The organism is Vreelandella jeotgali Hwa (assembly GCF_000334215.1).
GTDB classification, from domain to species: domain Bacteria; phylum Pseudomonadota; class Gammaproteobacteria; order Pseudomonadales; family Halomonadaceae; genus Vreelandella; species Vreelandella jeotgali.
The window spans coordinates 395795-421611 of record NZ_AMQY01000023.1 but is presented as its reverse complement, the minus strand read 5'-3'; the positions used below and the strand labels follow the sequence as shown (position 1 = coordinate 421611).

Annotated in this window: 22 protein-coding genes and 1 tRNA gene; 12 read left to right on the top strand and 11 right to left on the bottom strand. The window is 64.4% G+C overall.

Translation table 11 applies throughout. The annotated features are described in order from the left end of the window. Positions 1-74 precede the first annotated feature (74 nt). Together C793_RS13975 and C793_RS0112410 are read left to right on the top strand one after the other, a co-directional pair. Positions 75-1178 carry an efflux RND transporter periplasmic adaptor subunit gene (locus C793_RS13975; protein WP_017431274.1) on the top strand — a complete coding sequence of 368 codons (1104 nt, stop codon included), beginning with the start codon at positions 75-77 and terminating at the stop codon, positions 1176-1178. Beyond that, positions 1175-4225 (top strand): efflux RND transporter permease subunit, encoded by a 3051-nt coding sequence (locus C793_RS0112410; protein ID WP_017431273.1) that lies wholly within the window; start codon positions 1175-1177, stop codon positions 4223-4225. Before C793_RS13975 ends, C793_RS0112410 begins: the two co-directional genes overlap by 4 nt. A 13-nt stretch (positions 4226-4238) precedes the next feature. On the opposite strand, the gene C793_RS0112405 is transcribed toward C793_RS0112410, so the two are convergent. Next, complete coding sequence (locus C793_RS0112405) at positions 4239-6482, bottom strand: glycosyltransferase (protein WP_017431272.1); 2244 nt, start codon at positions 6480-6482, stop codon at positions 4239-4241. 251 nt (positions 6483-6733) lie between these two features. Here C793_RS0112405 and C793_RS0112400 point away from each other — a divergent pair, with 251 nt between their 5' ends. Beyond that, positions 6734-7402: a TVP38/TMEM64 family protein gene (locus C793_RS0112400; protein ID WP_026106276.1), complete on the top strand. Its 669-nt coding sequence runs from the start codon at positions 6734-6736 to the stop codon at positions 7400-7402. Between the two features lie 30 nt (positions 7403-7432). Here the strand turns inward: C793_RS0112400 and C793_RS0112395 are convergent, their stop codons facing one another. Next, on the bottom strand, positions 7433-8308 hold the full coding sequence (locus C793_RS0112395; protein ID WP_017431270.1) for a DMT family transporter: 876 nt from the start codon (positions 8306-8308) through the stop codon (positions 7433-7435). Between the two features lie 141 nt (positions 8309-8449). Between C793_RS0112395 and C793_RS0112390 the strand changes: the two genes are divergently transcribed. Next, positions 8450-9319, top strand: coding sequence for a LysR substrate-binding domain-containing protein (locus tag C793_RS0112390; RefSeq protein WP_017431269.1), 870 nt, complete (start codon positions 8450-8452; stop codon positions 9317-9319). 28 nt (positions 9320-9347) lie between these two features. Here C793_RS0112390 and C793_RS0112385 read toward each other — a convergent pair whose 3' ends face one another. The 4 genes from C793_RS0112385 to modA (C793_RS0112370) are packed head-to-tail and all read right to left on the bottom strand — an operon-like array spanning position 9348 to position 12838. Next, on the bottom strand, positions 9348-10160 hold the full coding sequence (locus tag C793_RS0112385) for a TOBE domain-containing protein (RefSeq protein WP_017431268.1): 813 nt from the start codon (positions 10158-10160) through the stop codon (positions 9348-9350). A gap of 35 nt (positions 10161-10195) precedes the next feature. Further along, positions 10196-11338, bottom strand: coding sequence for a molybdenum ABC transporter ATP-binding protein (gene modC / locus C793_RS0112380; protein WP_017431267.1), 1143 nt, complete (start codon positions 11336-11338; stop codon positions 10196-10198). Continuing rightward, a complete protein-coding gene (gene modB / locus C793_RS0112375; RefSeq protein WP_017431266.1) occupies positions 11331-12026 on the bottom strand; it encodes a molybdate ABC transporter permease subunit in 696 nt (231 codons plus the stop codon). Before modB ends, modC begins: the two co-directional genes overlap by 8 nt. 11 nt (positions 12027-12037) lie before the next feature. Then, positions 12038-12838 carry a molybdate ABC transporter substrate-binding protein gene (gene modA / locus C793_RS0112370; protein ID WP_017431265.1) on the bottom strand — a complete coding sequence of 267 codons (801 nt, stop codon included), beginning with the start codon at positions 12836-12838 and terminating at the stop codon, positions 12038-12040. 271 nt (positions 12839-13109) lie between these two features. On the opposite strand from modA (C793_RS0112370), the gene C793_RS14910 reads away from it, so the two are divergent. From C793_RS14910 to C793_RS0112330, 8 genes are all read left to right on the top strand, one after another. Continuing rightward, positions 13110-13700: a molybdopterin-binding domain-containing protein gene (locus tag C793_RS14910; protein WP_017431264.1), complete on the top strand. Its 591-nt coding sequence runs from the start codon at positions 13110-13112 to the stop codon at positions 13698-13700. Between the two features lie 48 nt (positions 13701-13748). Then, positions 13749-16184, top strand: coding sequence for a formate dehydrogenase-N subunit alpha (gene fdnG, locus C793_RS0112360; RefSeq protein WP_017431263.1), 2436 nt, complete (start codon positions 13749-13751; stop codon positions 16182-16184). A gap of 1 nt (position 16185) precedes the next feature. Then, positions 16186-17115: a formate dehydrogenase subunit beta gene (gene fdxH / locus C793_RS0112355; protein WP_017431262.1), complete on the top strand. Its 930-nt coding sequence runs from the start codon at positions 16186-16188 to the stop codon at positions 17113-17115. 1 nt (position 17116) lies between these two features. After that, complete coding sequence (locus tag C793_RS0112350; RefSeq protein WP_017431261.1) at positions 17117-17740, top strand: formate dehydrogenase subunit gamma; 624 nt, start codon at positions 17117-17119, stop codon at positions 17738-17740. A 121-nt stretch (positions 17741-17861) separates the two neighbouring features. Then, entirely contained in the window at positions 17862-18797 is a 936-nt protein-coding gene (gene fdhE / locus C793_RS0112345) for a formate dehydrogenase accessory protein FdhE (protein ID WP_017431260.1), read from the top strand. 2 nt (positions 18798-18799) lie between these two features. After that, a complete protein-coding gene (gene selA, locus C793_RS0112340; RefSeq protein WP_017431259.1) occupies positions 18800-20239 on the top strand; it encodes an L-seryl-tRNA(Sec) selenium transferase in 1440 nt (479 codons plus the stop codon). Next, positions 20236-22161, top strand: a complete 1926-nt coding sequence (selB, locus tag C793_RS0112335) for a selenocysteine-specific translation elongation factor (protein WP_017431258.1) — start codon at positions 20236-20238, stop codon at positions 22159-22161. Before selA ends, selB begins: the two co-directional genes overlap by 4 nt. A 27-nt stretch (positions 22162-22188) precedes the next feature. Further along, positions 22189-22284, top strand: a tRNA-Sec gene (locus tag C793_RS0112330). A gap of 97 nt (positions 22285-22381) precedes the next feature. Here the strand turns inward: C793_RS0112330 and C793_RS0112325 are convergent. The 5 genes from C793_RS0112325 to C793_RS0112305 form a co-directional block, all read right to left on the bottom strand. Further along, on the bottom strand, positions 22382-22849 hold the full coding sequence (locus C793_RS0112325) for a glycine cleavage system protein H (RefSeq protein WP_017431257.1): 468 nt from the start codon (positions 22847-22849) through the stop codon (positions 22382-22384). Beyond that, positions 22846-23226, bottom strand: coding sequence for a DsrE family protein (locus tag C793_RS0112320; RefSeq protein WP_017431256.1), 381 nt, complete (start codon positions 23224-23226; stop codon positions 22846-22848). The genes C793_RS0112325 and C793_RS0112320 overlap by 4 nt, the downstream gene beginning before the upstream one ends. Positions 23227-23313: 87 nt before the next feature. Then, entirely contained in the window at positions 23314-23997 is a 684-nt protein-coding gene (locus C793_RS0112315; protein WP_040475456.1) for a molybdate ABC transporter permease subunit, read from the bottom strand. Positions 23998-24018: 21 nt separating this feature from the next. Continuing rightward, a complete protein-coding gene (gene modA / locus C793_RS13970) occupies positions 24019-24762 on the bottom strand; it encodes a molybdate ABC transporter substrate-binding protein (RefSeq protein ID WP_017431254.1) in 744 nt (247 codons plus the stop codon). Positions 24763-24821: 59 nt separating this feature from the next. Next, the gene (locus C793_RS0112305) at positions 24822-25619 is read right to left on the bottom strand and encodes a class I SAM-dependent methyltransferase (protein WP_017431253.1); all 798 of its coding nucleotides are present in this window, start codon (positions 25617-25619) and stop codon (positions 24822-24824) included. Positions 25620-25817 lie beyond the last annotated feature (198 nt).

Genomic DNA, 25817 nt, shown 5'->3' with positions numbered 1-25817 from the left:
CCGATGGCGTGTTAATAAACGACCGTTTGATTTATTCTGGTATTTTCGACCCAAGCCGGCCCAAGAGACGTCCCATGCGTAAACCAGCTGCCTTCCTGTGTATCGCACTTCTGCTGACGGGCTGCGGCGATTCGTCCAGCCGCGATGACACCGCCGGTCCGCGGCGGGTGAAAACCGCCCCGGTAGACACCGTAAAAGCCCCCACCATCCGCTTGACCGGGGTGATCCGCGCCCGCTACGAAACGCCCCAGGCCTTTCAGGTCAGCGGCCGAATCGCCACCCGCGAGGTCGATTCGGGCGAAAAAGTGACCAGTGGCGACGTGCTGTTTACCCTGGACGACAGCGATCTGCGCGAGTCTCTCACCGGCGCTCAGGCCGAGCTGGCGTCTGCCAGCGCGTCGGCGGCCGTGGCTCAGGCCGATCTCGAGCGCGACCGCAAGATGTTTCAGCGTGACTATCTCAGCCAACAGGCGTTTGACCGCGCCAAACTCTCGGCCCGGCAGGCCGATGCCGAGCAGGAGGCGGCCCGCACGCGCGTGGAGCAGGCGCAAAACGCCTTGGACTACGCCACATTGCGCGCCGAGGATGACGGCCTGTTGACTCGGGTCAGCGGCGAACCGGGGCAGATAGTGGATACCGGCCAGCCGGTTGCGCAGCTGGCCCGCGCCGGCGCCCGGGAAGTCGAGGTGGCCTTTCCGTCGGATGTGCGCCCGCCGGCGTCGGGTGAACTGCTGCTGGAGGGCAAACGCATCGGCCTGGAGCGTCGGGAAGTTGCCGGCTCGGTGGATCCGGCCAGCCGCACCTGGCAGGCGCGTTACCGGCTGGCCGAGTCGCTGCCGGATGCGCCGGGGCTGGGCGAAGTCGTCAGGACCCGCTTTGCTACCGCCCCTGCCCAGTTGGCCGGGTCCGCCGATACGCCGGTGCTTTACCGCGTGCCGGCGGCCGCCGTCGATGAACGCGGTGAGGGCGCGCAGGTGTGGCATATCGTGGACGGCAAAGCGCAAACCCTGGCGGTAGACGTGGCTCGCATGCAGCGCGATCGGGCGTTGGTCAGCGGCGAAGCGCTGGATGCCGGGATGGACGTGATTGCCCTGGGCACCCATCTGCTGACGCTGGACATGCCGGTGGAGGCGCTTGAGACCGAGGCCGCAGACGCCAATGAGGAGTCGGCATCGTGAGTTTTCCCAACCTCTCGGCGCTGGCGGTGCGCGAGCGCTCGGTTACGCTGTTCTTTCTGCTGGTGGCGCTGCTCGCCGGGCTATATGCCTTTGTCTCCATGGGACGCGCGGAGGACCCCGACTTCACCATGCGCGTGATGATGGTGTCGGCGGTCTGGCCAGGGGCCACGCCGGAAGAGATTCAGAACCACGTCGCCGATCCGCTGGAAAAGCAGATACAGGCGGTCGACAACCTCGATCGGGTCGAGACCACCATTCGCCCCGGGCGCGCCGATATGCAGATCGAGTTCGAGGAGTCCACGCCCGGCGAGGCGGTGCCCCAGCGCTTTTATCAGGTGCGCCGGCGCATGCAGGACGCCACCGATGAGCTGCCCGACGGCGTGATCGGGCCGATTATCAACGAAGACTTCGGCGACGTGTACTTCTCGCTGGTGGCGCTGACCGCCCCGGATCTGTCCATGCGCGAGATGCTCCGCGAAGCCGAGGGGATACGCGACCGATTGCAGCGCGTGGACGGCGTCAACCGCGCCGAGGTGCTGGGCGAACGCGATGAGCGGGTGCAGATCGACTTTGACATGCCGCGCTTACAAAGCCTGGGCATTGCCCCCGGGGACGTCTTTGACGCCATTGAAGCGCACAACAAACTCTTGCCCGCCGGCTACCTGGAAACCGGCGGGCCCCGCGTCTATCTGCGCCTGGGCAGCGACCTTTCCAATCCCGAGGCGCTGGCCGATGTGCCGATTCGTATTGACGGGCAGCTGATACGGCTGGGGGATCTCGCCAGCGTAACGCGGGGCTATGAAGACCCGCCCGATTTCATGGTGCGCGCCTTTGAAAAGGACGCGCTGCTGCTGGGCGTGGTCATGCGCGACGGCGAAAACGGCCTGGCCTTCGGCGAGCGCCTGGACGACTTCTGGGAACAGGAAAGCGAGCGGCTGCCGCTGGGTATCTCCCTGGATGTGATGACCAACCAGGCCGACGCCATTGCCGGCGCGGTGAATCTGTTTCAGGTGAAGTTCCTGGTCGCCGTGGTGGTGGTCATGCTGGTCACCATGGTGGCGGTCGGGCTGCGCGCCGGCGTGGTGGTGGGGATCGCCATTCCGGTGACGCTGGCCATGACGTTTGTGGTCATGAAAGCCATGGGCATCAATCTCGACCGGGTAACGCTGGGTGCGCTGATTATCGCCCTGGGGCTGCTGGTGGACGATGCCATCATCGCCATCGAGATGATGATGGTGAAGATGGAGCAGGGCTGGGATCGAGTGAGCGCGGCCTCCCACGCCTGGAAAGTCACCGCCGCGCCGATGCTGTTCGGCACCCTGGTCACGGTGGCCGGCTTTGTGCCCATCGGCTTTGCGCGTTCCAACGTGGGCGAATACGCCGGCAACATTTTCTGGGTGCTGGCGATCGCGCTGCCGCTGTCCTGGCTGGTGGCGGTGGTGTTTACCCCCTACCTGGGCGTCAAGCTGATGCCGGCGCGCCACAAGCGGGCCACAACCGAAGAGAACGCCTATCAGTCTGCCCATTATCGGCGGCTGCGCCGGGGTGTCAGCGCCTGCGTGCGCTATCGCAAAACCGTGGTGGGCACGACGCTTGCCCTGCTCCTGCTCGCGGTAGCCGGTATGGCCGGGCCGGTGGAAAAGCAGTTTTTCCCCGCGTCGGACCGCCTTGAAGTGCTGGTCAGCATCGACCATCCCGAAGGCACCGCCATCGAAGCGACCGACGCCACCGCGCGGCGGCTGGAACAGCTTATCGACGCGGCCGACGGCGTGGCGTCGATGTCGGCGTATATCGGCCGCGGCGCGCCACGGTTTTTCATCTCGGCGAGCCCTGAACAGCCCAATCCCGCCTTCGCCAAGCTGATTGCCGTGGCCGACGATATCGACGCCCGGGATGCGCTGATCAAAACGCTCAACCGGCACGTGGATAACGGCGAATTTCCCGAAGCTCGGGTGCGGGTGGAAACGCTGCTGTACGGCCCGCCGGTGGAATGGCCGGTGAGCGTGCGCGTCATGGGCCCCGATACCGATCGGCTGCGCGATATTGCCCACGATGTGCGCCGGATATTCGCCGAGCACCCGGCAACGCGTGACCCGCACCTGGCCTGGGACGGCCGAGTGCCCGCGGTGCACCTGGACATGGATAGCCACCGGCTGCGCCTGCTGGGACTGTCGCCCGACGACGTGGCGCGTCAGCTGCAGTTTCAGCTTGACGGTGTAACCATTACCCGGCTGCGCGACGGCATCCGTCTGGTGCCCGCCGTGGGGCGTGCCGAGGCGGACGACGTGGCCACTTTGGAAAGTCTCGAAGTGCAGACCGCAGACGGCAAGCGCGTACCGCTGACCCAGCTGGGCGAACTGGACGTGACCTTTGAGCAGCCGGTGATCAAGCGCTACAACCGCGAACCCTTTGTTGCCGTCAACGCCGAGGTGGAAGGCGCCCAGGCCAAGGACGTCAGCTTTGATGTCTGGGACTCGCTGGCGTCGCTACGCCGCGACCTGCCCGAAGATTACCGCCTGGAAATCGGCGGCTCGGTGGAACAGTCGTCGAAGGCCGAGGCGTCGATCAAGGCGCTGCAACCGCTGATGGTCATCCTCATGCTGACGTTCATCATGCTGCAGATGCGCTCGTTTGCCGGCACCTTCATGGTGGTGGCAACGGCGCCGCTGGGCCTGATCGGCGCGGTGGGCGCGCTGTTGCTGTTCGGCCAGCCGTTCGGCTTTGTGGCCATGCTGGGGCTGATCGGGCTGGCGGGGATTCTGATGCGCAATACCCTGATTCTGACCCAGCAGGTCGACGACAATCGTTACCAGGGTCTGTCGCTGCGCGAGGCGGTGGTCGAAGCCGGCGTGCAACGCGCCCGGCCGGTGGTGCTTACCGCGCTGGCGGCGATTTTTGCGTTTATTCCGCTGACCCTGGACAGCTTCTGGGGGCCGCTGGCCTTTGTCCTCATTGGCGGTGTTGCGGCGGGCACGCTGATTACGCTGCTGTTTGTGCCCGCGCTCTACGCGCTCTGGTTCCGTATTGCCGTGGCGGAAGACGACTGACCGGCGCCGGGTATCAGCGCTGCCGGCGCGAGCCTTTCGCGGCGCGCTTGCGCCGGGCCGCCAGCGCATAGCGATAGGCGCGCAGCACGTTGTGGGCAAAGCGCTCGATACGGTGGTCGGCGGCAAAGGCCGCTGCTTGCTGGCCCATGCGCCGGCGCCTGGCGGCGTCATCGAGCAGCTCGGCCACCGCCTGGCTCCAGGCCTGAGTGTCCGGGGCGGTCTTGTAGCCGTTGCTGCCCTGGCGGACGATATCCTCGATGCCGCTGGAACGGATGACCACCACCGGCAGCCCCGTCGCCATGGCTTCGAGCACGACCATGCCCTGGGTTTCCGAACGTGAGGCAAACACGAACAGCTCGGCGGTGTGGCAGTACAGCGGAATATCCTCCGGCGCTACGGCGCCGGCCAGGGTGACGTGCCGCTCAAGGCCGAGCGTGCGGATGCGCGCTTCCAGGCGCTTGCGGTCCTGGCCTTCGCCTACCAGCAGCAGGTGGGCATCGTGCTCGCCGGCATTGTGCAGCCGGCGCAGGCCGTCGAGCATGAAGCCGATATTCTTTTCCCGGCTCAGCCGCGAGATCGACACCAGCACGCGCTTGTCGTCCAGCCCGAGGCGCGTTTTCAGCGCCTGAACGGCGTCGCGGTCAACCCGGGCGAAGCGTTCGTATTCGATGCCCGTGGGTTGGACGAAAATCGGTTTTTTCACCCCGATAATACGCAGGTATTCCTCTACCGAGCTGGTCGGGACGATGACCGCATCGCAGCCGTTGGCAAAACGCTTGACCAGGGCGTGGGAAATAAAGTTGCGGAACAGCGGCCCCGGCAGCGGTACATAATGGGCGTAGTGTTCCAGGCGGGTATGGTAGGTATACACCACCGGCACGCGCAGCAGGCGCCCCAGCAGCTGACCGGCGCGGCCGATCCAGAAGGGGTGATGAACGTGGATGATATCCGGGGCAAAGCGGCGCACCCGGGTCACCAGCCGCCGGCTGAAGACATTCGCCAGGCGGAACTCCTGATGCTTGCCCAGCGGCAGCAGCGAGCGCAGGCGCAGTACGTCGGCTTCATCCGCCGCGGAGGGCTGGCCGTAACGCGGGGCAACAATCAACAGTGGATGCCCGAGCTGCTGGAGTCCGCGCTTGAGCCGCTCGATGGAAATCGGCACGCCGCCGATAAACGGCAGGTAGTTGTTGGTGAACAGCGCCGTGCGCAGCGGTGTCCCGTCGTCGGCGTCGGGGTCGATATCAAAGTCCGGGTAGTAGTCCGGCTCGGTGAACAACTTGCGCTTCAGCCAGATCGCCAGCGCCACCAGGATGGCCACCAGCAGAATGAAGTTGAGATAGCCCACGTAAAACAGCGAATAGATAAAAAACCACAGGCTCTCGGCGGTGCGCCAGAACGGGTGCTGGCCGATATCCAGCGGCTTTTCTTCGATGGTTACGCTATCGCCGTCGACGTCCACGGCAACAAAGTGGTAGCGGCTGCGCCCGCGACCCAGTACCAGACCGCCGGCACCGCCGGTGACCACGTAGTCGGTATCGCCGTGAGTCTGACGATCAAACAGCGACAGCTCGCTGGAAAACACCGCGTCCACCCCGGCGTCTTCCAGCAGTCGGGTCAGGGACCGGCGCAGCTCGTCGGGCAGGCGCGCATCGCTGTCCAGCTGCCCGGGGCCGGTATCGTCGACCGGATACAGCGGCGCAGCGCTGAACACAAAGTGGTTGCGGGGCGAGGAGGGGGTCAATAGCTCCCCCAGCCAGCGGCGCTGCCAGCCGTAGTCGGTGGTGCCGGTGCTGTCGAGGAACGTGAAGCGGGTATCCCCGGCCTTGAAGCTGAAATGGTAGGGGCCGAAGTGATCGTAAAAACGAAACCCGCCGATGCGGCTTTCCTCGTGGGTGCCGAAGGTCAGCAGATAGGGAATCGCCAGGTGCGACAGCGTACCGAACAGCGCGCGGTACTTGTCTTCGCCGCCGCTGGACACGGCATTGCCCGCCGAGATAACAAAGTCGTAGTCGCCCTGGTTAAGCCGCGGGATAATCTTGCGTTCAAAGATACCTACCGAGTTATTGATGTTGCCCAACACCGCAAAGCGATAGTGCTCCCGGTTATCCAGCAGGGTTTCGATCCGTTTGACCTGAACGGCATGGGTAGCGGCAAAATCCTGCTCGAAAAAGTTCAGGTAAACCTTGTAGCCCAGCAGCGCCGCGATCAGCGCCAGGGTCAGATAAAAAATCCAGGTGATGAGTCGCCGGCGTGGCACGCGCTTGAATCTCCTCGGGCGGGGTCAGGGAATCGCGCCGCTGAACATAGCATGAAACGCGGCCGTTTCGCTTCCGGTATCGCGGACCTGTGTTCGAAGAGCCGGGGCAGGTCGAAGAGTAGTTCTACGCCAGGGCCGGCGTGGATAGCGTCCGGGGAGGGATTGATAGCGCCCCTCGCCGACCTGTTGACGGCTCGCCCGGGTGATGGAGGCTAAAACATGGAGGCCACGGATATATGCAAAACAGGCAGATGACACGATCGCTGGCGATGGGACTGGGCGCGTTGGTGCTCCTGCTGGCGCTGGGCGGGCTCTGGCAGTGGCTGACGGTGCACGATGTTATCACCGTCGAGCATGTGCGCGGCTGGGTTGCCCGCTGGCCGCAATGGCGGGAGGCGCGCTGGGCGTTTGCGGCGGTAGCAGTGGCGTATGTCATAGCGCTGCTGGTGATGTTTCCGCTGAGCCTTCTGGTGGCCGTCACCGGGCTGATATTCGGCCCGGTCTGGGGCTTTGTCTACGCGACCCTGGGCACGCTCTGCTCGTCGATGGTGTCGTATGCCATCGGCAGGCGCCTGGGGCGCGAGGCGCTGATGGAGTACGGCGGCCGGCGGCTGAACGGCCTGGCGGGTTATCTCTCCGGACGCGCCGTTCGCGCCATGGTTATTGTCAACCTTTTACCGCTGGCGCCGTTTACGCTCACCAATATGCTGGCCGGTGCGTTTCGTCTGCGCTTTCGCGACTACATGCTGGGGTCGACGCTGGGCATCGTGCCCGGGCTGGCAGGGGTAACGCTGCTGGGTAGCCAGCTGGGAGCGCTGGCGACCGCCAGCGGCCACAAGGAAGTGCTGTGGGCGCTGGCCGGTCTGGCGGCGGGGCTGGTCCTGCTTTATGCACTCCGCCGCCATTCCCGGCGCCGCTGAGCAAGGAGCGAGCGGCGCCGGGCTGCGGGATCAGCGGCGACCGGCCTGCAGGCAGCCGCCGACTACCAGCGCGCCGGCAATCGGCAGACGCCAGTCGAGTACGCTCATGCCGGCCAGCACCAGAAACGCCGCGGCGAGAACCGGCACGCCGTAGGCGAGGCTGCCGATCAGGCTGGCCTTGCCGAACCGCAGGGCCTTGTCCCAGGCCACCATGGCAATGCCGAACGGCCCCAGGCCAATCGCCAGCCCGGCCAGCAGCGTGCCGGTATCGGGCAGGGTGATACCGCCCTGGGCAAAGGGCAGAAAGATGGCTGCAGTAAGAGCGCTGGCGATCAGCAGGATGCGGGGCATCAGCGGCGTCAGCGTTACCGGCGTGGCCTGGCAGAGCCACGAATACAGCGCCCAGCACACCGCGGCCAGCATGGCAAAGCCATAGCCGGCGAGCGATCCCTGGCTGCTGTTGCCGCCTTCGGGCGCCATCAGTAGCGCTGCGCCGGCAAAGGCGATCATAGCGCCCAGCACGCTGGAGAAACGCACCCGGCCAAAGGTCAGCCACTGGCTGAGCAGGATGAACAGCACAGGCCAGGTATAAGTGATCAATGCGGCGTCCGACGCCGGCGCCAGGCGCATGCCGATGAAGTAGCTGCTGACTGCCCCCATGGTTAACAGCGGCAGCCCCACCCAGATGGCCAGCTGCCAGCGCAGCGCCAGGCCACCGGTAGGCTGACGCCGGCTCAGCGGCATGGTGGCCAACGAGCCGGCCAGCAGGGTCAGGGCGGCCAGCGGCAGGGGCGCAAGGCCGCGCGCCTGTTCGGCAAGGAGCGGCGCAGCGCTCCAGAGCACAACGGCAACTAACGCAGCGGCAATGCTGAAACGGCCGGGGGATAGAAGATGAATCCGATGCATACGATAGCTCCTTGCCTTGAATGTGACTGTCGAAGCATAACCAGATGCCATTCATCATAAAAACGATGGTTTTTGATAGTATGTATCATGGTTTGTGATGTTTAGCCCAACTGCCGGTGCCCGAAAGGCACAAGGAGTTCCATGCGCGCCCCGACATTTGATCTCACCCTGTTGCGTACTCTGGTGGCGGTAGCCGATACCGGCAGCGTAACGGCGGCCGCCAGGCGGCTGGCATATACCCAGTCCACGGTCAGCATGCAGTTGAAGCGTCTCGAAGAGCAGCTGGATGTCGAACTGCACGAGCGCATTGGGCGCCGGCTCAAGGTCACCGCCGACGGCGACCGTCTGCTGACGCATGCGCGGCGTCTGCTGGCGGTGAACGATGAGGCCTGGCAGGACATGCAGGCCCGCCAGGTCAGCGGGGATCTGCGGCTGGGCATTCCCGAAGACTATGCGCTGCTGCTGCCGGCGGTGTTCACCTACTTTCATCAGCTGTATCCCGCCGTGGCGCTGGAGGTGATCTGCGGCACCAGCGCGGACCTGGCCGAGCGGGTCAAGACCGACGAGCTCGATCTGGCGCTGGTGACCCGCCAGCGGCGCTCGCCGGGCGGCGAGGTGATCCGCCGCGAGCCGCTGCTATGGGCGGTGGGGTTGCAGCATCAGCCGCTGTTGCGCGACCCGCTGCCGCTGGCGCTGTATTCGCGGGGGGCCGACGTTTTCAGGGAGGTAGCCGAGCAGGCGCTGGAAGCCGCCGGTCGGCAGTGGCAGGTGGCGTATACCAGCCAGTCCATGAGCGGGCTGACGCCGGTGGTGATTGCGGGGCTGGCGATTGTGGTGATTACCCGGAGCATGCTCTCGCCGATGCTCAAGCCGCTGGATGAGGCCAGCGGCCTGCCGGCGCTGCCGAGTATCGAGCTGGCGCTGCACTGGGCGCCGCACCGGCCGTCGGAGCCGGCGCGCAGGCTGGGAGACTTGATTCGCCAGCAGCTGGCCGCGCCGGCTCCGGACTGATCAGTGCCGTTGATGCTCGCCGGGGACGTTAATCGGCGGTGCCGACAATGACGCTCGAAGCCTTGAACAGCGCGCTGGCCGAGGCGCCTTTGGCCAGGCCCAGGTGCTCGGCGCTGGCGTTGGTGATAATCGCCGCCAGGCGCTCGCCGCCGGCGAGTTTCAGCACGACTTCGCTGTTGACCGCGCCGGGCACCAGGCGCTCCACAGTGCCGGCCAGGCAGTTGCGCGCCGAGGTTTTGGCGCCGTCGGTATCCACCGCAATGATCACCGATGAGGCCTTGATCAGCGCGAACGCTTCGCTGCCCTCGGCAAGCTCAAGAGACTCGGCGCTTTCCCGGGTGATCACGGCGGCAAGCCGCTGCCCGCCGCCCAGGGTCAGCTCGACTTCGTCGTTGACCGCGCCCTGGCGGATGGCAGAGACGGTGCCGCTGAACTGGTTGCGTGCGCTGCTTTTCATGCTGAGTTTCCTTAATAGTGGCAGGCTTTCCGTCAGGTCATCAGCCTGCTGGTTAAGCCGTTTGACGAAATCCTGGTGCAGCGTTTCCAGGGTGTTGAAATGTTCAATCAGCCTGCTGCCGGCCGGCGTTAGACGGGTGGCCCCACCGCCCTTGCCGCCGACGCTGCGTTCGACCAGCGGCTCGCCGGCGAGGTTGTTCATCTGGTCCACGGCGTCCCAGGCGGCCTTGTAGCTCATTTTAATGGCCCGGGCGGCGGCGGATATCGAGCCGGTCTCGGCGATACTGGCCAAAAGGCGCATGCGGCCGTGGCCGCCGAAGCGGCGCTCGCCGGCGTTGAACCACAGCTGGCCGTCGAGGGTGATGGGCGAGTCGTTAGCGGGCATGAGCGTCTCCGGGCGGCAAGCAAACGCTTTATAGTTTATCGCTGGCGCATGTCAAAGGCCACGCTGCGGATCAAGGCGATGATCGTCTGGCCCGCCGCCAGCGCCATTTCGTCCCGGGACTTGCGGGTCAGCCGCGCGCGCAGGCGCTGCTGGCCGAGGCGCAGGACCACTTCGACGGCCGTGGCGTCATCGGGCAGCGGGGTGATCGTTTCCACTCGAGCGGCCAGCCGGTTGCGATAGCTGATGCCGGTCGGCGCGGACTGCGCCAGTGCGACGTCCCGAGCGGGAAGGCGCAGGCGCAGCGCGGTTCCCACCGGGGCGTCGTGGTAGGGCACGGTCAGCTGCCGGGTTTCGTCCAGCGCCAGATGGGTCAGGCCATAGTGGTGATCGTGGCCGGCCACCCGGGCATTGAGCGAGGAAGCCGCATCAAAGCCGCCCAGCTGGCGGGTGAGATCCACGCGCAGCAGCACGTTTTCCAGGCTGTCGCTTGCCAGTACGCTGCCGTTTTCGAGCACGACCATCTGATCGGCAATGGCGGTGAGTTCCTGGGGGTCGTGGCTGATGTACACCACGGGGATATTGACGTCCTGTACCAGGGTGAGGATGAAGTTCAGCAGCTCCTGCTTGCGCGCCCCGTCAAGCCCCGAGAGCGGCTCGTCCATCAGCAGCAGCTCGGGGTCGGTCAGCAGGGCTCGGCCGATGGACACGCGCTGGGCTTCGCCGCCGGAAAGCGTGCCCGGCATGCGCTCCAGCAGGTGGCCGATGCCGAGTAGCTCGACGACGGCGTCAAAGCGTGGCCGCGCCGATGCCGGCATGCCGTAGGTCAGGTTGCCGCGCACCCGGTAATGCGGAAACAGCCGCGGTTCCTGAAACACCACGCCGATGCGTCGGCGGTTGGGGGGCAGGCAAACCCCGCGCCGGGTATCCACAAGGGCTCGCTCGCCCAGATAGACGTGGCCGTCGTCGGGTTTGTCGAGACCGGCAATCAGGCGCAGCAAGCTGGTCTTGCCGCTGCCCGAGGCGCCGAACAGCGCGCTGACGCCCCGGGCCGGCAGGGTGAGGTCGGCGTTCAGGGAAAAATGTCCCTGCTGCCGGGTGACGGCGAGTCGCAGGCCGGTATCCGCCGCCTTACGGCTGACGGCGTCGGGTTTCATGGCAGTGTCGGGAAAGTCAGCCATCGCGTTCGCTCATTCGTTGACGGGCGTTGCGCGCCAGCCATTCGGACGCCACCAGCGAAATCATCGCAATCACCACCGCAATCACGCACAGCCTGGCGGCCGCGGCTTCCTGCCCGGGCGTCTGAATCAGGCTGTACAGCGCCAGCGGCAGAGTGCGGGTTTCGCCCGGAATGTTCGAGGCAAAGGTAATGGTGGCGCCGAACTCGGACAGCGCCCGGGCAAAGGCCAGCATGGTGCCGGTGACCAGCCCGGGAAGCGCCAGCGGCAGGGTAACGGTGCAGAAGATCCGCCAGTGCCCCGCGCCCAGGGTGTGGGCGGCGGCTTCCAGCTTGGGATCCACCGCTTCGAGAGACAGGCGCACGGCGCGAACAAACAGCGGGAAGGCCATCACGCCGCTGGCGACCGCTGCGCCCTGCCAGGTAAACGGCAGCGAAATGCCGGCCAGTTCGTGGAGCCACTGGCCGATAACGCCGCGCCGGCCCATGGACACCAGCAGCAGGTAGCCGATAACCACCGGCGGCAGGACCAGCGGCAGATGCACCAGGCCGTCAAGCAGCGCCTTGCCGCGAAACTCCCGCCGCGCCAGCAGCCAGGCCATGGCAATGCCCGGTACCAGAATCCAGCCGACCGCGCTCAAGGCAATGCGCAGGCTGAGCTGGATGGCCTCCCATTCCGCCGCTGAAAGCATGCCGTTGGTCCTTACTGGTCAAGGGCCGAGGCAAAACCGTAGTCCTCGAAGATGCCAATCGCCTCGTCGCCTTCCAGCCAGGCGCGGAAGGCCGCGGCATCGTCGTTGTCCTCGTCGTCAATAATGGCCGCCGGGTAGACAATGGCCTCGTGGGTGGCGAGGGGGAAAAGCCCCAGCGTCGCCACGCCGTCGCTGGCCTCGGCATCGGTCTGATAAACCACGCCGGCCGGGGTTTCGCCGCGCTCGACCAGTGCCAGCGCACTGCGCACGTCGCTGGCGCGGGCCAGGCGCGGCGCCAGCGCATCCCACTCGTCCAGCGACTTCAGCGCCTGCTTGGCGTAAATGCCCGCGGGAACGTGATCCGGATCGCCCACGGCCAGGCGTTCGCCTTCCGCCAGCAGGCTTGCCAACTTGCCGGTGTCGCCCGGAGTGAAGTCGTCGCCGGCTTCATCCGCGGGAGCCACCAGCGCCAGGCGATTTTGCAGCAGGTCAATGCGCTGCTGCACGGCCACGCCTTCGTCTTCCAGCCAGTCCATCCATTTCTGGTTGGCGGAGACGTATACCTGCGCCGGGGAGCCGTTGGCGATCTGGCGAGCCAGCGTCGAGGAAGACGCGTAGACGGGCACGATCTCCACATCGTCGTGTTCGGCCATGTAGGTTTCCACGGCTTCGTTCATGGCGTCGGTCATGGAAGCGGCGGCGGCGACGTTGAGCGTGCCCGCCTGGGCGAGGCCCGCGGTACCAAGCGCCGTCAGCGCCACGGCCAGACGCAGCGGTTTGAAGAAAGAGGTGGCTGAAGAAACGTAATGCATGGGGCACCGATGTCGTTATATATGAATGTATATAGCGATCCTATATCGCTGGCCCCGGGGATGCAAACGACCGCCACATCAGGTGGTTTTCCCGCGGGTGGCGGGCAAGCAAGGGATCGAAGTCGACATGGCTTGTCGACCAAGGTGGTAGGTTGTCTATCTTATATAAGGCGCCTGGAAGTGTTAACGCGTGCTAAAGTAGTCGTGTAAGGCAAGTAAACGACAAGACGGCTGCACATGAACAGGTGCAAGCCGCGAGAGGAGAAGCCAGATGGAAGTCAACCGTCGGCAGTTTTTCAAGATTTGCGGCGCGGGTATCGGGGCCTCAAGCCTTGCCGCGCTGGGAGTGGCGCCGGAGCCGGCTTATGCCGATTCCATCCGCCATTTCAAGCTGGCCAATACCCGGGAGGCGCGCAATACCTGCCCGTATTGTTCGGTCGGCTGTGGCGTGATTCTGTACAGCCGCGGCAGCGGCGGCAAGAACGTCAGCCAGAATATCTTTCACATCGAAGGCGATGCCGACCACCCGGTCAACCGCGGCACGCTTTGCCCCAAGGGCGCAGGATTGGTGGATTTCATTCAGAGCCCCAGCAGACTTCAGTACCCACAGGTACGCGAGCCGGGTAGCAATGAGTGGAAGCGCATCAGCTGGGATGACGCCTTCAAGCGCATCGCGCGGCTGGTCAAGGACGACCGCGACGCCAACTTCATCGAAAGGAATGATAGCGGCGACACCGTCAATCGCTGGCTTTCCACCGGCTTTCTGGCAGCTTCCGCCTCGTCCAACGAGGCCGGCTACATGACCCACAAGGTGGTCCGGTCGCTGGGGATTCTCGGTTTCGACAACCAGGCGCGCGTTTGACACGGCCCGACGGTGGCAGGTCTTGCCCCGACGTTTGGCCGTGGTGCCATGACAAACCACTGGTGCGATATCAAGAACGCCAACCTGGTGTTGGTAATGGGCGGCAATGCCGCTGAAGCGCACCCCTGCGGATTCAAGTGGGTAACCGAAGCCAAGGCGCACAACCAGGCTAAATTGCTGGTGGTGGATCCGCGTTTTACTCGGACTGCCTCGGTGGCGGATACCTACGCCCCGATTCGCACTGGAACGGACATTGCCTTTATCGGCGGTTTGATCCGCTATTTGCTGGAAAACGATCGAATCCAGCACGAATATGTGCGGAACTACACCGATATGCCGTTTATCGTGAAAAGCGGCTATGCCTTTGAAGACGGTCTGTTCAACGGCTACGACGCCGACGAGCGCGGCTATCCGGATAAAAGTGCCTGGGACTACGAGCTCGGCGAGGATGGTTACGCCCGGGTGGACATGTCCCTCGAGCACCCGCGCTGCGTGTATCAGCTGATGAAAGAGCACTACAGCCGCTACACGCCGGAGATGGTCAGCCGCATCTGTGGTACGCCCGAAAAGCGGATGAAGGAAGTCTGGGACACGATTGCCGAAACCTCGGCGCCCGGGCAGTCCATGACCATTCTCTATGCGCTGGGCTGGACGCAGCACTCGGTGGGATCGCAGATGATTCGTGCCGGTGCCATGCTCCAGCTGTTGCTGGGCAATATCGGTATGCCCGGTGGCGGGGTCAACGCGCTACGCGGTCACTCCAACATACAGGGGCTGACCGACCTGGGGCTGCTGTCGAATCTGCTGCCCGGCTATCTGACGCTACCCCGGGATGAAGAGCAGAGCTACAGCGACTACATCGCCGAGCGCGCTCCTGAAGCGTTACGCCCGGGGCAGATGTCGTACTGGCAAAATTATGAGAGCTTCCACGTCAGCCTGATGAAGTCCTGGTATGGCGACGCCGTCAATGAGGACAACAACTGGGGCTATGACTGGCTGCCCAAGCTTGATGTGCCGCTTTACGACGTGCTCAAGTTCTTCGACATGATGTACGAGGGCAAGGTCAACGGCTATTTCTGCCAGGGCTTCAACCCTATCGGTTCCTTCCCCAACAAGGCCAAGATCAGCGCGGCACTGTCGCGGTTGAACTACCTGGTGGTGATGGATCCGCTGATGACCGAAACTTCCGAGTTCTGGAAGAACGTCGACGAGTATAACGATGTCGACACTGCCAGCATCGATACCACGGTGTTTCGCCTGCCCACCACCTGCTTTGCCGAAGAGGACGGCTCGCTGGTCAATAGCGGTCGTTGGCTGCAGTGGCACTGGAAAGGCGGTGAACCGCCGGGTGAAGCTCGTCCGGATATCGCCATCATGGGTGGACTGTTCCACCATCTGCGCGATCTGTACCAGCGCGAGGGCGGGGCCTTCCCCGATCCCATCCTGAATCTGGACTGGTCGTATCAGCGCCCGGATGAGCCCACGCCGGACGAAGTGGCCAAAGAGGCCAACGGCCGCGCGATGAAGGACCTGCATGATGAGTCCACCGGCGAGGTTCGAGTACGCGCCGGCGAGCAGCTCTCGGGCTTCGGACAGCTGCGCGCGGATGGCTCAACGGCCAGCGGCTGCTGGCTGTTCTGTGGCTCCTGGACCGAAGACGGCAACCAGATGGCCCGGCGCGACAATGCCGACCCCTACAACATGGGGCAGACGCTGGGCTGGGCCTGGTCGTGGCCGGCCAACCGCCGGATCCTCTATAACCGCGCCTCGGCCGATACCCACGGAAAGCCCTGGGACAGCAAGGACAAGCGCCTTGTCTGGTGGGACGGCAACCAGTGGACCGGCACCGACGTGCCTGATTTCGCCGCCGACTCGGCGCCGGAAGAGGGCATGAGCCCGTTCATCATGAACCCCGAAGGCGTGGCGCGTTTCTTTGCCCGGGACAACATGGCTGAAGGTCCTTTTCCCGAGCACTATGAGCCGTTCGAAACGCCTATCGGCCGCAACCCGCTGAATCCGGACAATCCGGACGTCACCAGCAACCCGGCGGCCCGGGTATTCCGCAACGACATGGAGCTGTTCGGCAATGCCGAGGAGTTTCCCCATGCGGCCACAACCTACCGGCTGACCGAGCACTTTCACTTCTGGACCAAGCACTGCCGGATCAACGCTGTTCTGCAGCCCCAGCAGTTTGTGGAAATTGGCGAGGCCATGGGCAACGAGCTGGGTATCAAGGCCGGCGATCGGGTTCGGGTGTCGTCCAACCGTGGCTATATTGAAGCGGTAGCTGTGGTGACCAAGCGCATCAAGCCGCTGGACGTGGACGGCAAGACTGTTCATCACGTGGGCATTCCGCTGCACTGGGGGTATGTGGGGCTGGCCAAAAACGGCTATGTCACCAATACGCTGACGCCCTTCGTGGGTGACGGGAATACCCAGACGCCGGAGTTCAAATCGTTCCTGGTGAACGTGGAGAGGGTTTGATATGGCGACTCAAGACGTAATCGCACGCTCGGCCACGACCACGCCCAGCCCCTCGGTACGCGACCAGCAGGATGTTGCCAAGCTCATCGATACCTCGCTGTGCATCGGCTGCAAGGCTTGCCAGGTCGCGTGTATGGAGTGGAACGAAGTCCGCGACGAGATCGGCAGCACCGTCGGGGTGTACGACAACCCCGACGACCTGTCGGCCAACTCATGGACGGTGATGCGCTTTGCCGAGCATGAAACCGACGAGGGCGATCTGGAGTGGCTGATCCGCAAGGACGGCTGCATGCACTGCGCCGAGCCGGGTTGCCTGGAGGCATGCCCGAGCCCCGGCGCGATCATCCAGTACGCCAACGGCATTGTCGATTTCAACCAGGATAACTGCATCGGCTGCGGTTACTGCATCACCGGCTGCCCGTTCGACGTGCCGCGCATTTCCGAGAAGGATAACAAGGCGTACAAATGTACCCTCTGTTCCGACCGGGTAAGCGTGGGGCTGGAGCCCGCCTGTGTAAAAACCTGTCCGACTGGTGCCATCGTCTTTGGTACCAAGGACGACATGAAGGAGCATGCCGACGGTCGCATTACCGACCTGCAGTCGCGTGGGTTCGACAACGCCGGCCTGTATGATCCGGCCGGCGTGGGCGGCACCCACGTGATGTACGTGCTGCACCACGCCGATAAGCCGGGGATGTATAGCGGTCTGCCCGAGGATCCGAGTATCAGCCCGATGGTGGGTGCCTGGAAGGGGCTGACCAAGCCGCTGGCCATGCTGGCCATGGGCGCGACGGCATTGGCCGGATTCTTCCACTATGTGCGTGTGGGGCCCAACCGCACGGCGGAAGAAGATGACGGTGAAGTGAACCCGGATGCCGGAGATATGCCGCCGGCTTCCGAGCGTCACGACGCCGACCGAGGAGGGCTCTGAGATGAAAGGTGATATTCAGCGGTACAATGCCAGCGAGCGCTCGAATCACTGGGCAGTGGCCCTGCTTTTCGTGCTTGCCGCGCTGTCCGGGCTGGCGCTGTTTCACCCGGCGCTGTTCTGGCTTTCCCACCTTTTTGGCGGAGGGCCCTGGACGCGGATTCTCCACCCCTTTATCGGTGTGGCGATGGGTGTGCTGTTTGCCCTGATGGCTTGGCGCTTTGCCGGGCGTAACCGAATCAAGACGCACGACCGACAGTGGCTGTCGCAATGGCGCGATGTGGTTACCAACCAGGAAGACAACCTGCCCCGTGTGGGTAAATACAACGCCGGCCAGAAGCTTCTGTTCTGGACGCTGATAGTCAGCATGGCGGTACTGCTGCTGACCGGTCTGGTGATCTGGCGCGAATACTTCAGCGGTGCCTTTGCCGTGGGCATTATCCGTTTTGCCAGCCTGCTGCACGCTTTTGCTGCCTTTGTGCTGATCTCCAGTATTATCGTGCATATCTACGCGGCGATCTGGGTCAAGGGCTCGGTCGGGGCAATGCTTTACGGTAAGGTCAGCCACGCCTGGGCGCGCAAGCATCATCCGCTTTGGCATGACGAAGTACGCGAAAAGGAGCACTGAGCCATCAATGCCGGCATCGAGCGTCCTGTGCGCGCATTCCGGCATCCAACACAGGCGCCAGTGGCCCGTTTTCAGGGCCCTTGGCGCCTTTTCCGTTCCTGACTGAAGGAGGAGTGCGTCCGTGTCTTCCCCCATTCTGGAGCCGGGGCAGATTGAAGCCTCGGCGACGACGCCGCCGTTTGTTCAACTGCCTCCGGCGGACCTGTTTCGCCAACGCGCTGAACGTCTTGATGCCCTGGCCGAGGGCCACGTTATGGGCAGCTATTTAACGCTGATGGCCATAAGTGCCCGGGCCCAGCAGCGCGTGCTGGACAACCCGCCTGACATGCCAGCACTCGCGGCGGGCGACCTGAACGCCGCGTACCGCCATGACATGCCGCCGCTGGCGGTAGATAGCCTGTTACAACAGGACGGTTGGCAAAGACTGCTGGATGCCTGGCTCGATGCCTTTGATGCCGAGCTGTCGGCACCCACCGGTGCGGTAAGCGAGGCGCTTGCTGCGCTGTGCGATGCCGACGGCGAGACGCGTCAGCATTGGGCCCGGGCACTTTTGGGTGGGCATTTTGATCATTTGCCGGCGGCAGTGGCGCCATTTCTGGGCGCAGCGCTGCAGCTGGCCTGGCGTGTCTGGCTCGACCAGGTGGATGCCAGTGGTATCCGCGAGCGCGAAGATCAGACGCTGTGCCCCTGCTGTGGTTCGCTGCCGGTGGCCGGGGTTATCCGCCACCGCCAGCCCATCGACGGCGTGCGCTATCTGCTGTGCTCGCTGTGTTCGACGGAGTGGCACTATGTGCGTCTGAAATGCAGCCATTGCCTGAGCACCCGCGAGCTTGACTACCTGCACTTTGAAGATACCCCGCAAGGCGTCAGGGCCGAAGCCTGCCCGGAGTGTGAGACCTATCTCAAGCAGCTGTATCTCGAACAGGAGCCCGCTGGCGAGGCGTTTACCGCCGATTTGGCCACCCTGGATCTGGATATGCGTCTGGATGCGCAGGGGTATCATCGCATCGCGCCCAACCTGCAGCTGGCCCCGGGCGGCGATGGTCAGGAGGCGTAGGCATGGGCGATGACTCCGCCATGCGCCCGCCTTCGGTCGAGCGCGTATTGAGCATGCCGGGGGCCGACGCGCTGGAGGCGTGCTATGGGCGGCGGGCTCTTCTCGCCGCCGTACGCGCCGAACTTGCCGCGCTGAGCGAAACGTATCGCCGGGCGCGGCTTGAGGCGTCGGCCGTTGAGCCGGAGGCCCTGTTGACTGCCCTGGCGGCACGTCTTGAGGCGGAGCATCGGCCTCGGGTACAGCGTCTGTTCAATTTGACCGGTACCGTGTTGCATACCAACCTGGGTCGCGCGCTGCTTCCCGACGCCGCCGTCGAGGCGGTGGTGCAGGCGGCACGTTACCCGACCAATCTCGAATTTGATCTCGCCGACGGTGAACGCGGCGACCGCGACAGCCTGGTCGAGCCGCTCTTATGCGAGCTTACCGGCGCCGAAGCGGCCACTGTCGTCAATAACAACGCCGCAGCGGTGCTGCTCGCGCTCAGCGCGCTGGGTGCCGGGCGTGAAGGCGTGATTTCCCGGGGTGAGCTGGTCGAAATCGGCGGCTCTTTCCGCATTCCCGATATCATGGCGCAGGCCGGCGTCACGCTGTGCGAGGTGGGCACCACCAACCGTACCCATCCCCGGGACTATGCCGATGCTCTGAGTGAGCAGACCGGGCTGATCGCCCGGGTTCATCCCAGCAACTACCGCATCGAAGGCTTTACTCGCAGCGTCCCCACCGAGGAGCTGGCGCAGCTGGCTCAGACCCACGGCGTGCCGCTGGTGGAAGATCTGGGCAGCGGCAGCCTGGTCGACCTGTCGCATTACGGTCTGCCACGGGAGCCGCTGGTGCAGGAGTCGTTGACTGCCGGCGCTGACGTGGTGACCTTCAGCGGCGACAAGTTGCTCGGCGGCCCCCAGGCCGGGGTGATTGTGGGACGGCGCGACTTGATCGAACGCCTCAAACGCCACCCGCTCAAGCGCGCGCTGCGGGTGGACAAGCTGACCCTCGCCGCTCTGGAAGCCGTGCTCGGGCTTTACCGCGACCCCGACCGGCTGGCCGAGCGTCTGACAACGCTGGCGCTGCTCGCCCGACCGGCGGAAACGATCCGCGCCCAGGCCGAACGCCTGGCGCCCCGGCTGGCTGGCTGGCTGGGGGAAGCCTGGCGGGTCGACGTCACCGACGCCAGGGGCATGATCGGCAGCGGCGCTCAGCCGGTAGCCCGGCTGTCCGGCGCCGCGCTGTGCCTGACCCCTGTCTGCCCTCGGCGCGACGTCGGCGGGAAGCTGGCGACGCTGGCAACGTCGCTGCGCGGCCTGCCGATTCCGGTCATCGGCCGCATCGAAAGCGGGGCGCTGTGGCTGGATCTGCGCCAGCTGGATGACGAAGCTGCGTTGATTCGCCAGCTGGACGCGCCGCCGACCAGTGAATCCGCCGGGCAGGGAGTCGAACCTTCATGATCGTGGCCACCGCCGGACACATTGACCACGGCAAGACGGCGCTGCTTGCCGCGCTGACCGGAGCCGACGGCGACCACCGCCGGGAAGAGCGCGAGCGCGGCATGACTATTGATCTCGGCTACCGCTACGCCACCCTGGACGCCGACACGACGCTTGGCTTCATCGACGTGCCGGGGCACGAAAAGTTTGTCCACAACATGCTGGCCGGCGCCGGAGGTGTGGATATCGCCCTGCTGGTGATAGCCGCCGACGACGGCGTGATGCCGCAAACCCGCGAGCACCTGGCCATTCTCGGGCTGCTGGGCATTGCGCGGCTGTGGGTCGTGCTAACCAAGACCGATCGCGTCGACGCCGACCGCAGCGAGGCCGTCGAAACCGACGTTCGCCGGCTGCTGGCCGCCACCGGCCACCCCGAAGCGCCGTGCTTTGCCTTGTCGAGCCATACCGGCGACGGCGTTGACGCGCTGCGCGAGGCGCTTTCCCGGCAGGCCCGAGAGATTGCCGCGCGCAGTGATGAAGGCGAGTTCCGGCTTTCCGTGGACCGTTCTTTCAGCGTAGCCGGCGCCGGCGTGGTCGTTACCGGCACGGCGCTGGCCGGGCGCGCCAGCGTCGGCGATAGCCTCTGGAGCGAAGACGAAAACGGCCGCGCACGCAGGCTCCGAGTGCGCGGCCTGCACGCCCAGAACCGCCCGGCGGAAACGGCCACGGCGGGACAGCGCGTCGCGCTCAACCTTGCCGGCGAACGCCTGCGGCCCGAACACGTGCCCCGGGGCAGCTGGCTGGTGGGCGAGGCGTTGAAGGGCCCCAGCCAACGGCTGGATATCCAGCTGCGCGTGCTCGACGACGCGCCCCGAGCGCTTACCCATTGGACGCCGGTGCACGTTCACCTCGGCGCCCAGCGGCTGATGGGGCGGGTGGCGCTGCTGGCGGGAAAGGCGCTGGCGCCGGGCGAGGAGGGGCCGGCTCAGCTGGTGCTGGAAGGCCATACCCACGCGGTGCACGGCGACGCCGTGGTGCTGCGCGACCAGTCGGCCTGGTTTACCCTGGGCGGCGGGCGCGTGCTTGACCCCCAGGCGCCCGCTCGAGGTCGCCGCACCTCGGCCCGGCTGACCGAGCTTGAACTGTTGGCCAGTGGCGGTCTGGAAGGAACGCTGCTTGAGCGGCTGAAAACCGCCCGCAACGGCCTTGACCCTGATGCGCTGGTGCGCCAGTACAACCGCCCCGGAGCCCTCCGGGAGCTGCCCGACGAAGTCCGCTCGGTGGCGACTCGCCGTGGCGAACGGCTATTTTCCGAGGCGTGCTGGCTGGCGCTGGGCGTGGCGTTGATCGAGGCGCTGGCAGCGTTTCATCAGCAGCAGCCTGACGAGCCGGGGGCGGACCGGGCGCGGCTACGCCGCTTTGGTCTGGCCTATCTGGAGCCAGCGGTGTACACCGCGCTGGTGGAGGAAGCGCTGGCGGGCGGCACGATTCAAGCGTCCGGCCCCTGGCTGCACCTGCCAGGCCATCGGATACGCTTGAGCGCCGAAGAGGAAGCGCTCAAGGCGCGGCTGTGGCCACGGCTCGAGGCGGGCGGCAGCAATCCGCCCTGGGTGCGCGATCTGGCGCGCGATGAGAACATCGACGAAGCTTGGGTGCGCGCGCTGTTGTGCAAGCTGGCGCGTATGGGCGAGCTGCACCAGGTAGTGCGTGACCTGTTTTATCCCGCCGCTGCCGTCGAAACGCTGGCATCTGAAGCCTTGGCACTGGCCGATAGCGAGGCGGGCTTGAGCGTAGTGGCGTTCCGCGATCAGCTCGGGTTGGGCCGTAAACGCTGCGTGCAGCTGCTGGAATACCTCGATCATGTCGGCGTGACACGCCGGTTTGGTAACCTGCGGCGCGTTCGCGAGGAAAGCAGCATGGTGCATCGTCTCGGGACGCGTTAAAATATCCTTTGATATCCAACCTTTTGTGGAAGGCAATCGCATCCGGTGGTGCGGCCGGACTTCAAATCCGGTTGGGGGCGGCAGCCGCTCCCGGGTGGGTTCGACTCCCACTGCCTTCCGCCACTTCCCGTGTGTTCTATTTTTTCCTTTCTTGTCCCTGTGTTTGCCCGTTAGGTGGACCGGCCGCCCGGCGTGAGCGCTAGCGGTATGTCGCAGTACCTCAGTTCCGGCGTCGGAATGCCTGCACGCTGGTGTCGTCGGGATCAAAGCCGTCGAGCTCGGCTTCCCGCTCGAAGGCGGATATGGCGGGGTCGCTGCGCAGCAGTTGAGCGCGGGCGGCGGGCCAGTCTTCCGGCGTCAGGCGGATCATCCAGCCCTCGCCGTAGGGATCGAGGTGAATCAGCGCCGGGCGCTGCTCCAGCAGCGGATTGTGCGCGCTCACGGTGCCCGCCAGTGGGCTTTTGGCCGCCGCCGCTGCCTTGGCAAATTCCACCACGCCAAAGCTTCGGTCGGCCTCAATGCGCAGGCCTATTCGCTTGGGTGTAAAGGCAAAAATATCGCCGTAAAGCGCCACGCCGTAGGCGCTCAGGCCCAGGGTGATCAGGCCGTCGGGCTCTTCGCGCAGCCAAAGTTTATGCTCGGGGGCGTAAAGGCGATCGTCGGGAAACGTCAAACCATCCAGTTTCACAGGGAAAGCACCTTATCGTATTCCAGAATCATGGCCGCCAGCTCGCCGCCGCTGCCGTAGTCGTCAACTTCGCCGATCAGCGCCTCGGGCGTCGCTGGTGCTTTGCCAGGCGCCGGCGGCTTGCGGCATAGGTATAGCCCGGCACCGGCCTGTTTGGCCTGGCGCATGAAATGGATGACCGGCGCCCCGTCGGGCTCTGCGTAAAGCGTCTCGGCTACGCCGGGGTGGGCCAGCCGGGTAGCTTCGCCGGTCAGATAGAGCGTCACCTCCGCATCCATGCAGGCCAGCAGCGTAGCGATGTGAAAGGGGGCGGCGCAGCGGGCCGGAGTGGACGGTCCGCTGACGACCAGGATTAACACTTGCCTTGCGGTGGTCATGCTTGGCCCTCCCACGGGGTCGGCATCTGAATGATGGACCGAACACATTGTCGACGACTCGAGAGAGCCGGGCAAGCTCGAGAAAAGCTATAGCGTCGCACCTCCAAAGCGACGCACGCCGGTAAAAAGTGTCAGTGAAATGACAGCCAACACCGCACAGAGCAACATGGCGCGCTGATAATCGCTGTTGAAAACGGCATTGTAGATTTCCAGCGACAGTGTATTGGTACGCCCTGTAATATTGCCGCCCAGCATCAGCGTAATGCCGACTTCACCCAAACTGCGCCCCAGGGCCAGCATGGTTCCAACCAGTAGCGGCCCCTTGACCAGCGGCAGGGTTATACGTATCAGCGTCATGCCCGGGCCTACGCCCAGAGTGGCGGAAGCCGCTTTTAGCTCGGCCAGGCGCTGGCTGGAAAGCGCCGATTGAAGAGGCTTGACCATCAATGGCAGGCCAGCCACAAAAGCGGCCAGCACAATGCCCGTTTCGCTGAATACCAGGTGTAAACCCAGCATCTCGGACAGCTGATGGCCAATGGGGGAAAACCGACCCAACAACAACAGCAGTAAAAAGCCGGTGGCGATAGGCGGGAAAATCAATGGCAGCGTTACCAATGTGTCGGCCAGCCAGCGCATCCGGCATCCCGGGCGCGCTAGATAGAAGGCAATGGCGCTGCCCAGCGTCAGATGTAATACAACGGCGATGGCGGAGGTACGTAGCGTCAGGCCAAGTGTGAAGAGAACATCCGATGACAACAAAAGCTCGCTCATGGTGTTGGCACTCTCGGGCTGTTACAAGCCATGGGCTGTCGCGATGTCGTGTGCCTTGTCGCTTTTCGTATAGGTAATAAAGCGCCTGACCACATTATCCTCGCTATGTGTGGCTGTGGTGGCAGCGACAATGCGGATCGGTTCATGGTGATCGTCCAGCACCATATAGCCGCCCAGGCGTTCGGCGTTGGCTTTGGCGTCGGTGAGGTTGATAAATCCGGCATCGACATCGCCGGATGCCACATAGGTGGTGGCCTGGGGCACCGTGCCGACTTTCAATAAACGCTCATCGTCGATTGCCGTATCGAGACCACTGCGCTGTAGATACTCGCTTCCGGCACGGCCATAAACGGCCTTTTCGGTATCCGGCAGGGCAATCCGGGCAAATCGCTCGGCGTCGCGCAGTGCGTCGGGTGACGCCAGCTTCAACCCTTCGCGCCATGCCAACACCAGCTTGCCTTCGCCCACGGTATGGTAGTCCATATAGTTGACGCCGGAGGTGCTTAGATAGCGATGATCACCGACCACAAGCTGAATGCCGGTCCCCATCTTCACCTGAGCCGCGACCTGGCCCATGTTGCCGTAAGTGCGTTCGACGTTGACGTCGTTTTGGTCCTTGAAGTCTTTTGTCAGCGCTTCGACAAACTGGCGGTATCCTGCGCCGGCAGCAATCAGCAGGTCGTCGGCAAAGGCCGGCATGCTGAACAGGATGCCGGTGAAAATGAAGCTGCAGATCGTTTTGCGATAGACTGCTTTGCGGCGCATGGCTTTGCAGCACGTGGTTTTACAACACATGGTGGAGCTCCCGTAGAGATCAATGGGTGTCAGGAAGACGGTGGTACCCAGCTGACCACCGCCCAGCGCATGGGAGCGCCACCTCGGGTGGCGCGTTCGTGGTCGGCGTTGTACCAGCGGCGCAGCCGCTCGGTTTCATCGGCGTCAAGCTCACCGAGTGACCCGGCCACTCGCCGGGCGAAATCGTCAAAATCCTCACTCCCCGCCAGACGGCCGGGGACATCGATGTAGCTCAGCTCGGCATCAATACCCTGCTGATGAAGCAGCGCCAGGGTGTACAGGTGGTCGGGCAGCGAACGCGGTGTGCGTCCCAGAGCGGTGACCAGCTCGGGGTCAATAAAGTGGCCGCCGACGAGCTGTGTCATGTACACCCGCTGGCGGGCGTGGGCGTTAAGCCTATCCAGCGCATCGGCAAGGTCGGGCACCATACCGGAGCGCGAGGCCACGGCGATGTCGCACACCGGCACGTCATGCCAGTCGTCTTCCCAGGCGCGCAGCAGCGGGGTGACATTATTCAGGCCCAGCCGATGCGCACTGGCCATCATCTGTTCCAGCATTTTGGGGCTGTAGTCCAACCCGGTGACATGCTGCAGGCGGGGCGCCAGCAATAGCCCGATGCTGCCGGGGCCGCAGCCAACGTCGAGTACGCTGTGGCAGTCTTCAAGATTCATGCGCGAGGCCAGGGTATTGGCGTAGTAGCCACCAGGTTGCTTGCTGCTCATCCTCTGCGCACGTTTGTCCCAGTCGGCAGGCGTTTTGGGTGGGCGCCCGCATTGGGCCAGGTGCTGGCGGTAGAGCTCGGCGATGTCGATATCATCAAGGGTCACGGCGTATTCTCCGGACGGGTAGCCTGCGCGGCCGAAGCCGCTGAAAGGGTTATGGTCATGTGCGTCAGCAAATGGTCTTCACTGAGATCACAAAGCTCGGCAAGTTGGCCGAGAGGGATGTCGGCTCCTAATCTGCCCCGACCATGTTTGAACAGTATCAGGTGGTCAGCCCCATCGGATCGTCTCCTGCCGAATCCA

Coding starts and splice junctions, on each gene's coding strand:
- C793_RS14910 (WP_017431264.1), top strand. CDS start 13,110: ATGGAAGTCAACCGTCGGCAGTTTTTCAAGATTTGCGGCGCGGGTATC.
- modA (WP_017431254.1), bottom strand. CDS start 24,762: ATGCGCCGCAAAGCAGTCTATCGCAAAACGATCTGCAGCTTCATTTTC.
- C793_RS0112385 (WP_017431268.1), bottom strand. CDS start 10,160: ATGCCCGCTAACGACTCGCCCATCACCCTCGACGGCCAGCTGTGGTTC.
- modB (WP_017431266.1), bottom strand. CDS start 12,026: ATGCTTTCAGCGGCGGAATGGGAGGCCATCCAGCTCAGCCTGCGCATT.
- C793_RS0112400 (WP_026106276.1), top strand. CDS start 6,734: ATGACACGATCGCTGGCGATGGGACTGGGCGCGTTGGTGCTCCTGCTG.
- C793_RS0112320 (WP_017431256.1), bottom strand. CDS start 23,226: ATGACCACCGCAAGGCAAGTGTTAATCCTGGTCGTCAGCGGACCGTCC.
- modC (WP_017431267.1), bottom strand. CDS start 11,338: ATGGCTGACTTTCCCGACACTGCCATGAAACCCGACGCCGTCAGCCGT.
- fdnG (WP_017431263.1), top strand. CDS start 13,749: ATGACAAACCACTGGTGCGATATCAAGAACGCCAACCTGGTGTTGGTA.
- C793_RS0112395 (WP_017431270.1), bottom strand. CDS start 8,308: ATGCATCGGATTCATCTTCTATCCCCCGGCCGTTTCAGCATTGCCGCT.
- C793_RS13975 (WP_017431274.1), top strand. CDS start 75: ATGCGTAAACCAGCTGCCTTCCTGTGTATCGCACTTCTGCTGACGGGC.
- C793_RS0112315 (WP_040475456.1), bottom strand. CDS start 23,997: ATGAGCGAGCTTTTGTTGTCATCGGATGTTCTCTTCACACTTGGCCTG.
- C793_RS0112350 (WP_017431261.1), top strand. CDS start 17,117: ATGAAAGGTGATATTCAGCGGTACAATGCCAGCGAGCGCTCGAATCAC.
- C793_RS0112390 (WP_017431269.1), top strand. CDS start 8,450: ATGCGCGCCCCGACATTTGATCTCACCCTGTTGCGTACTCTGGTGGCG.
- selA (WP_017431259.1), top strand. CDS start 18,800: ATGGGCGATGACTCCGCCATGCGCCCGCCTTCGGTCGAGCGCGTATTG.
- modA (WP_017431265.1), bottom strand. CDS start 12,838: ATGCATTACGTTTCTTCAGCCACCTCTTTCTTCAAACCGCTGCGTCTG.
- fdxH (WP_017431262.1), top strand. CDS start 16,186: ATGGCGACTCAAGACGTAATCGCACGCTCGGCCACGACCACGCCCAGC.
- selB (WP_017431258.1), top strand. CDS start 20,236: ATGATCGTGGCCACCGCCGGACACATTGACCACGGCAAGACGGCGCTG.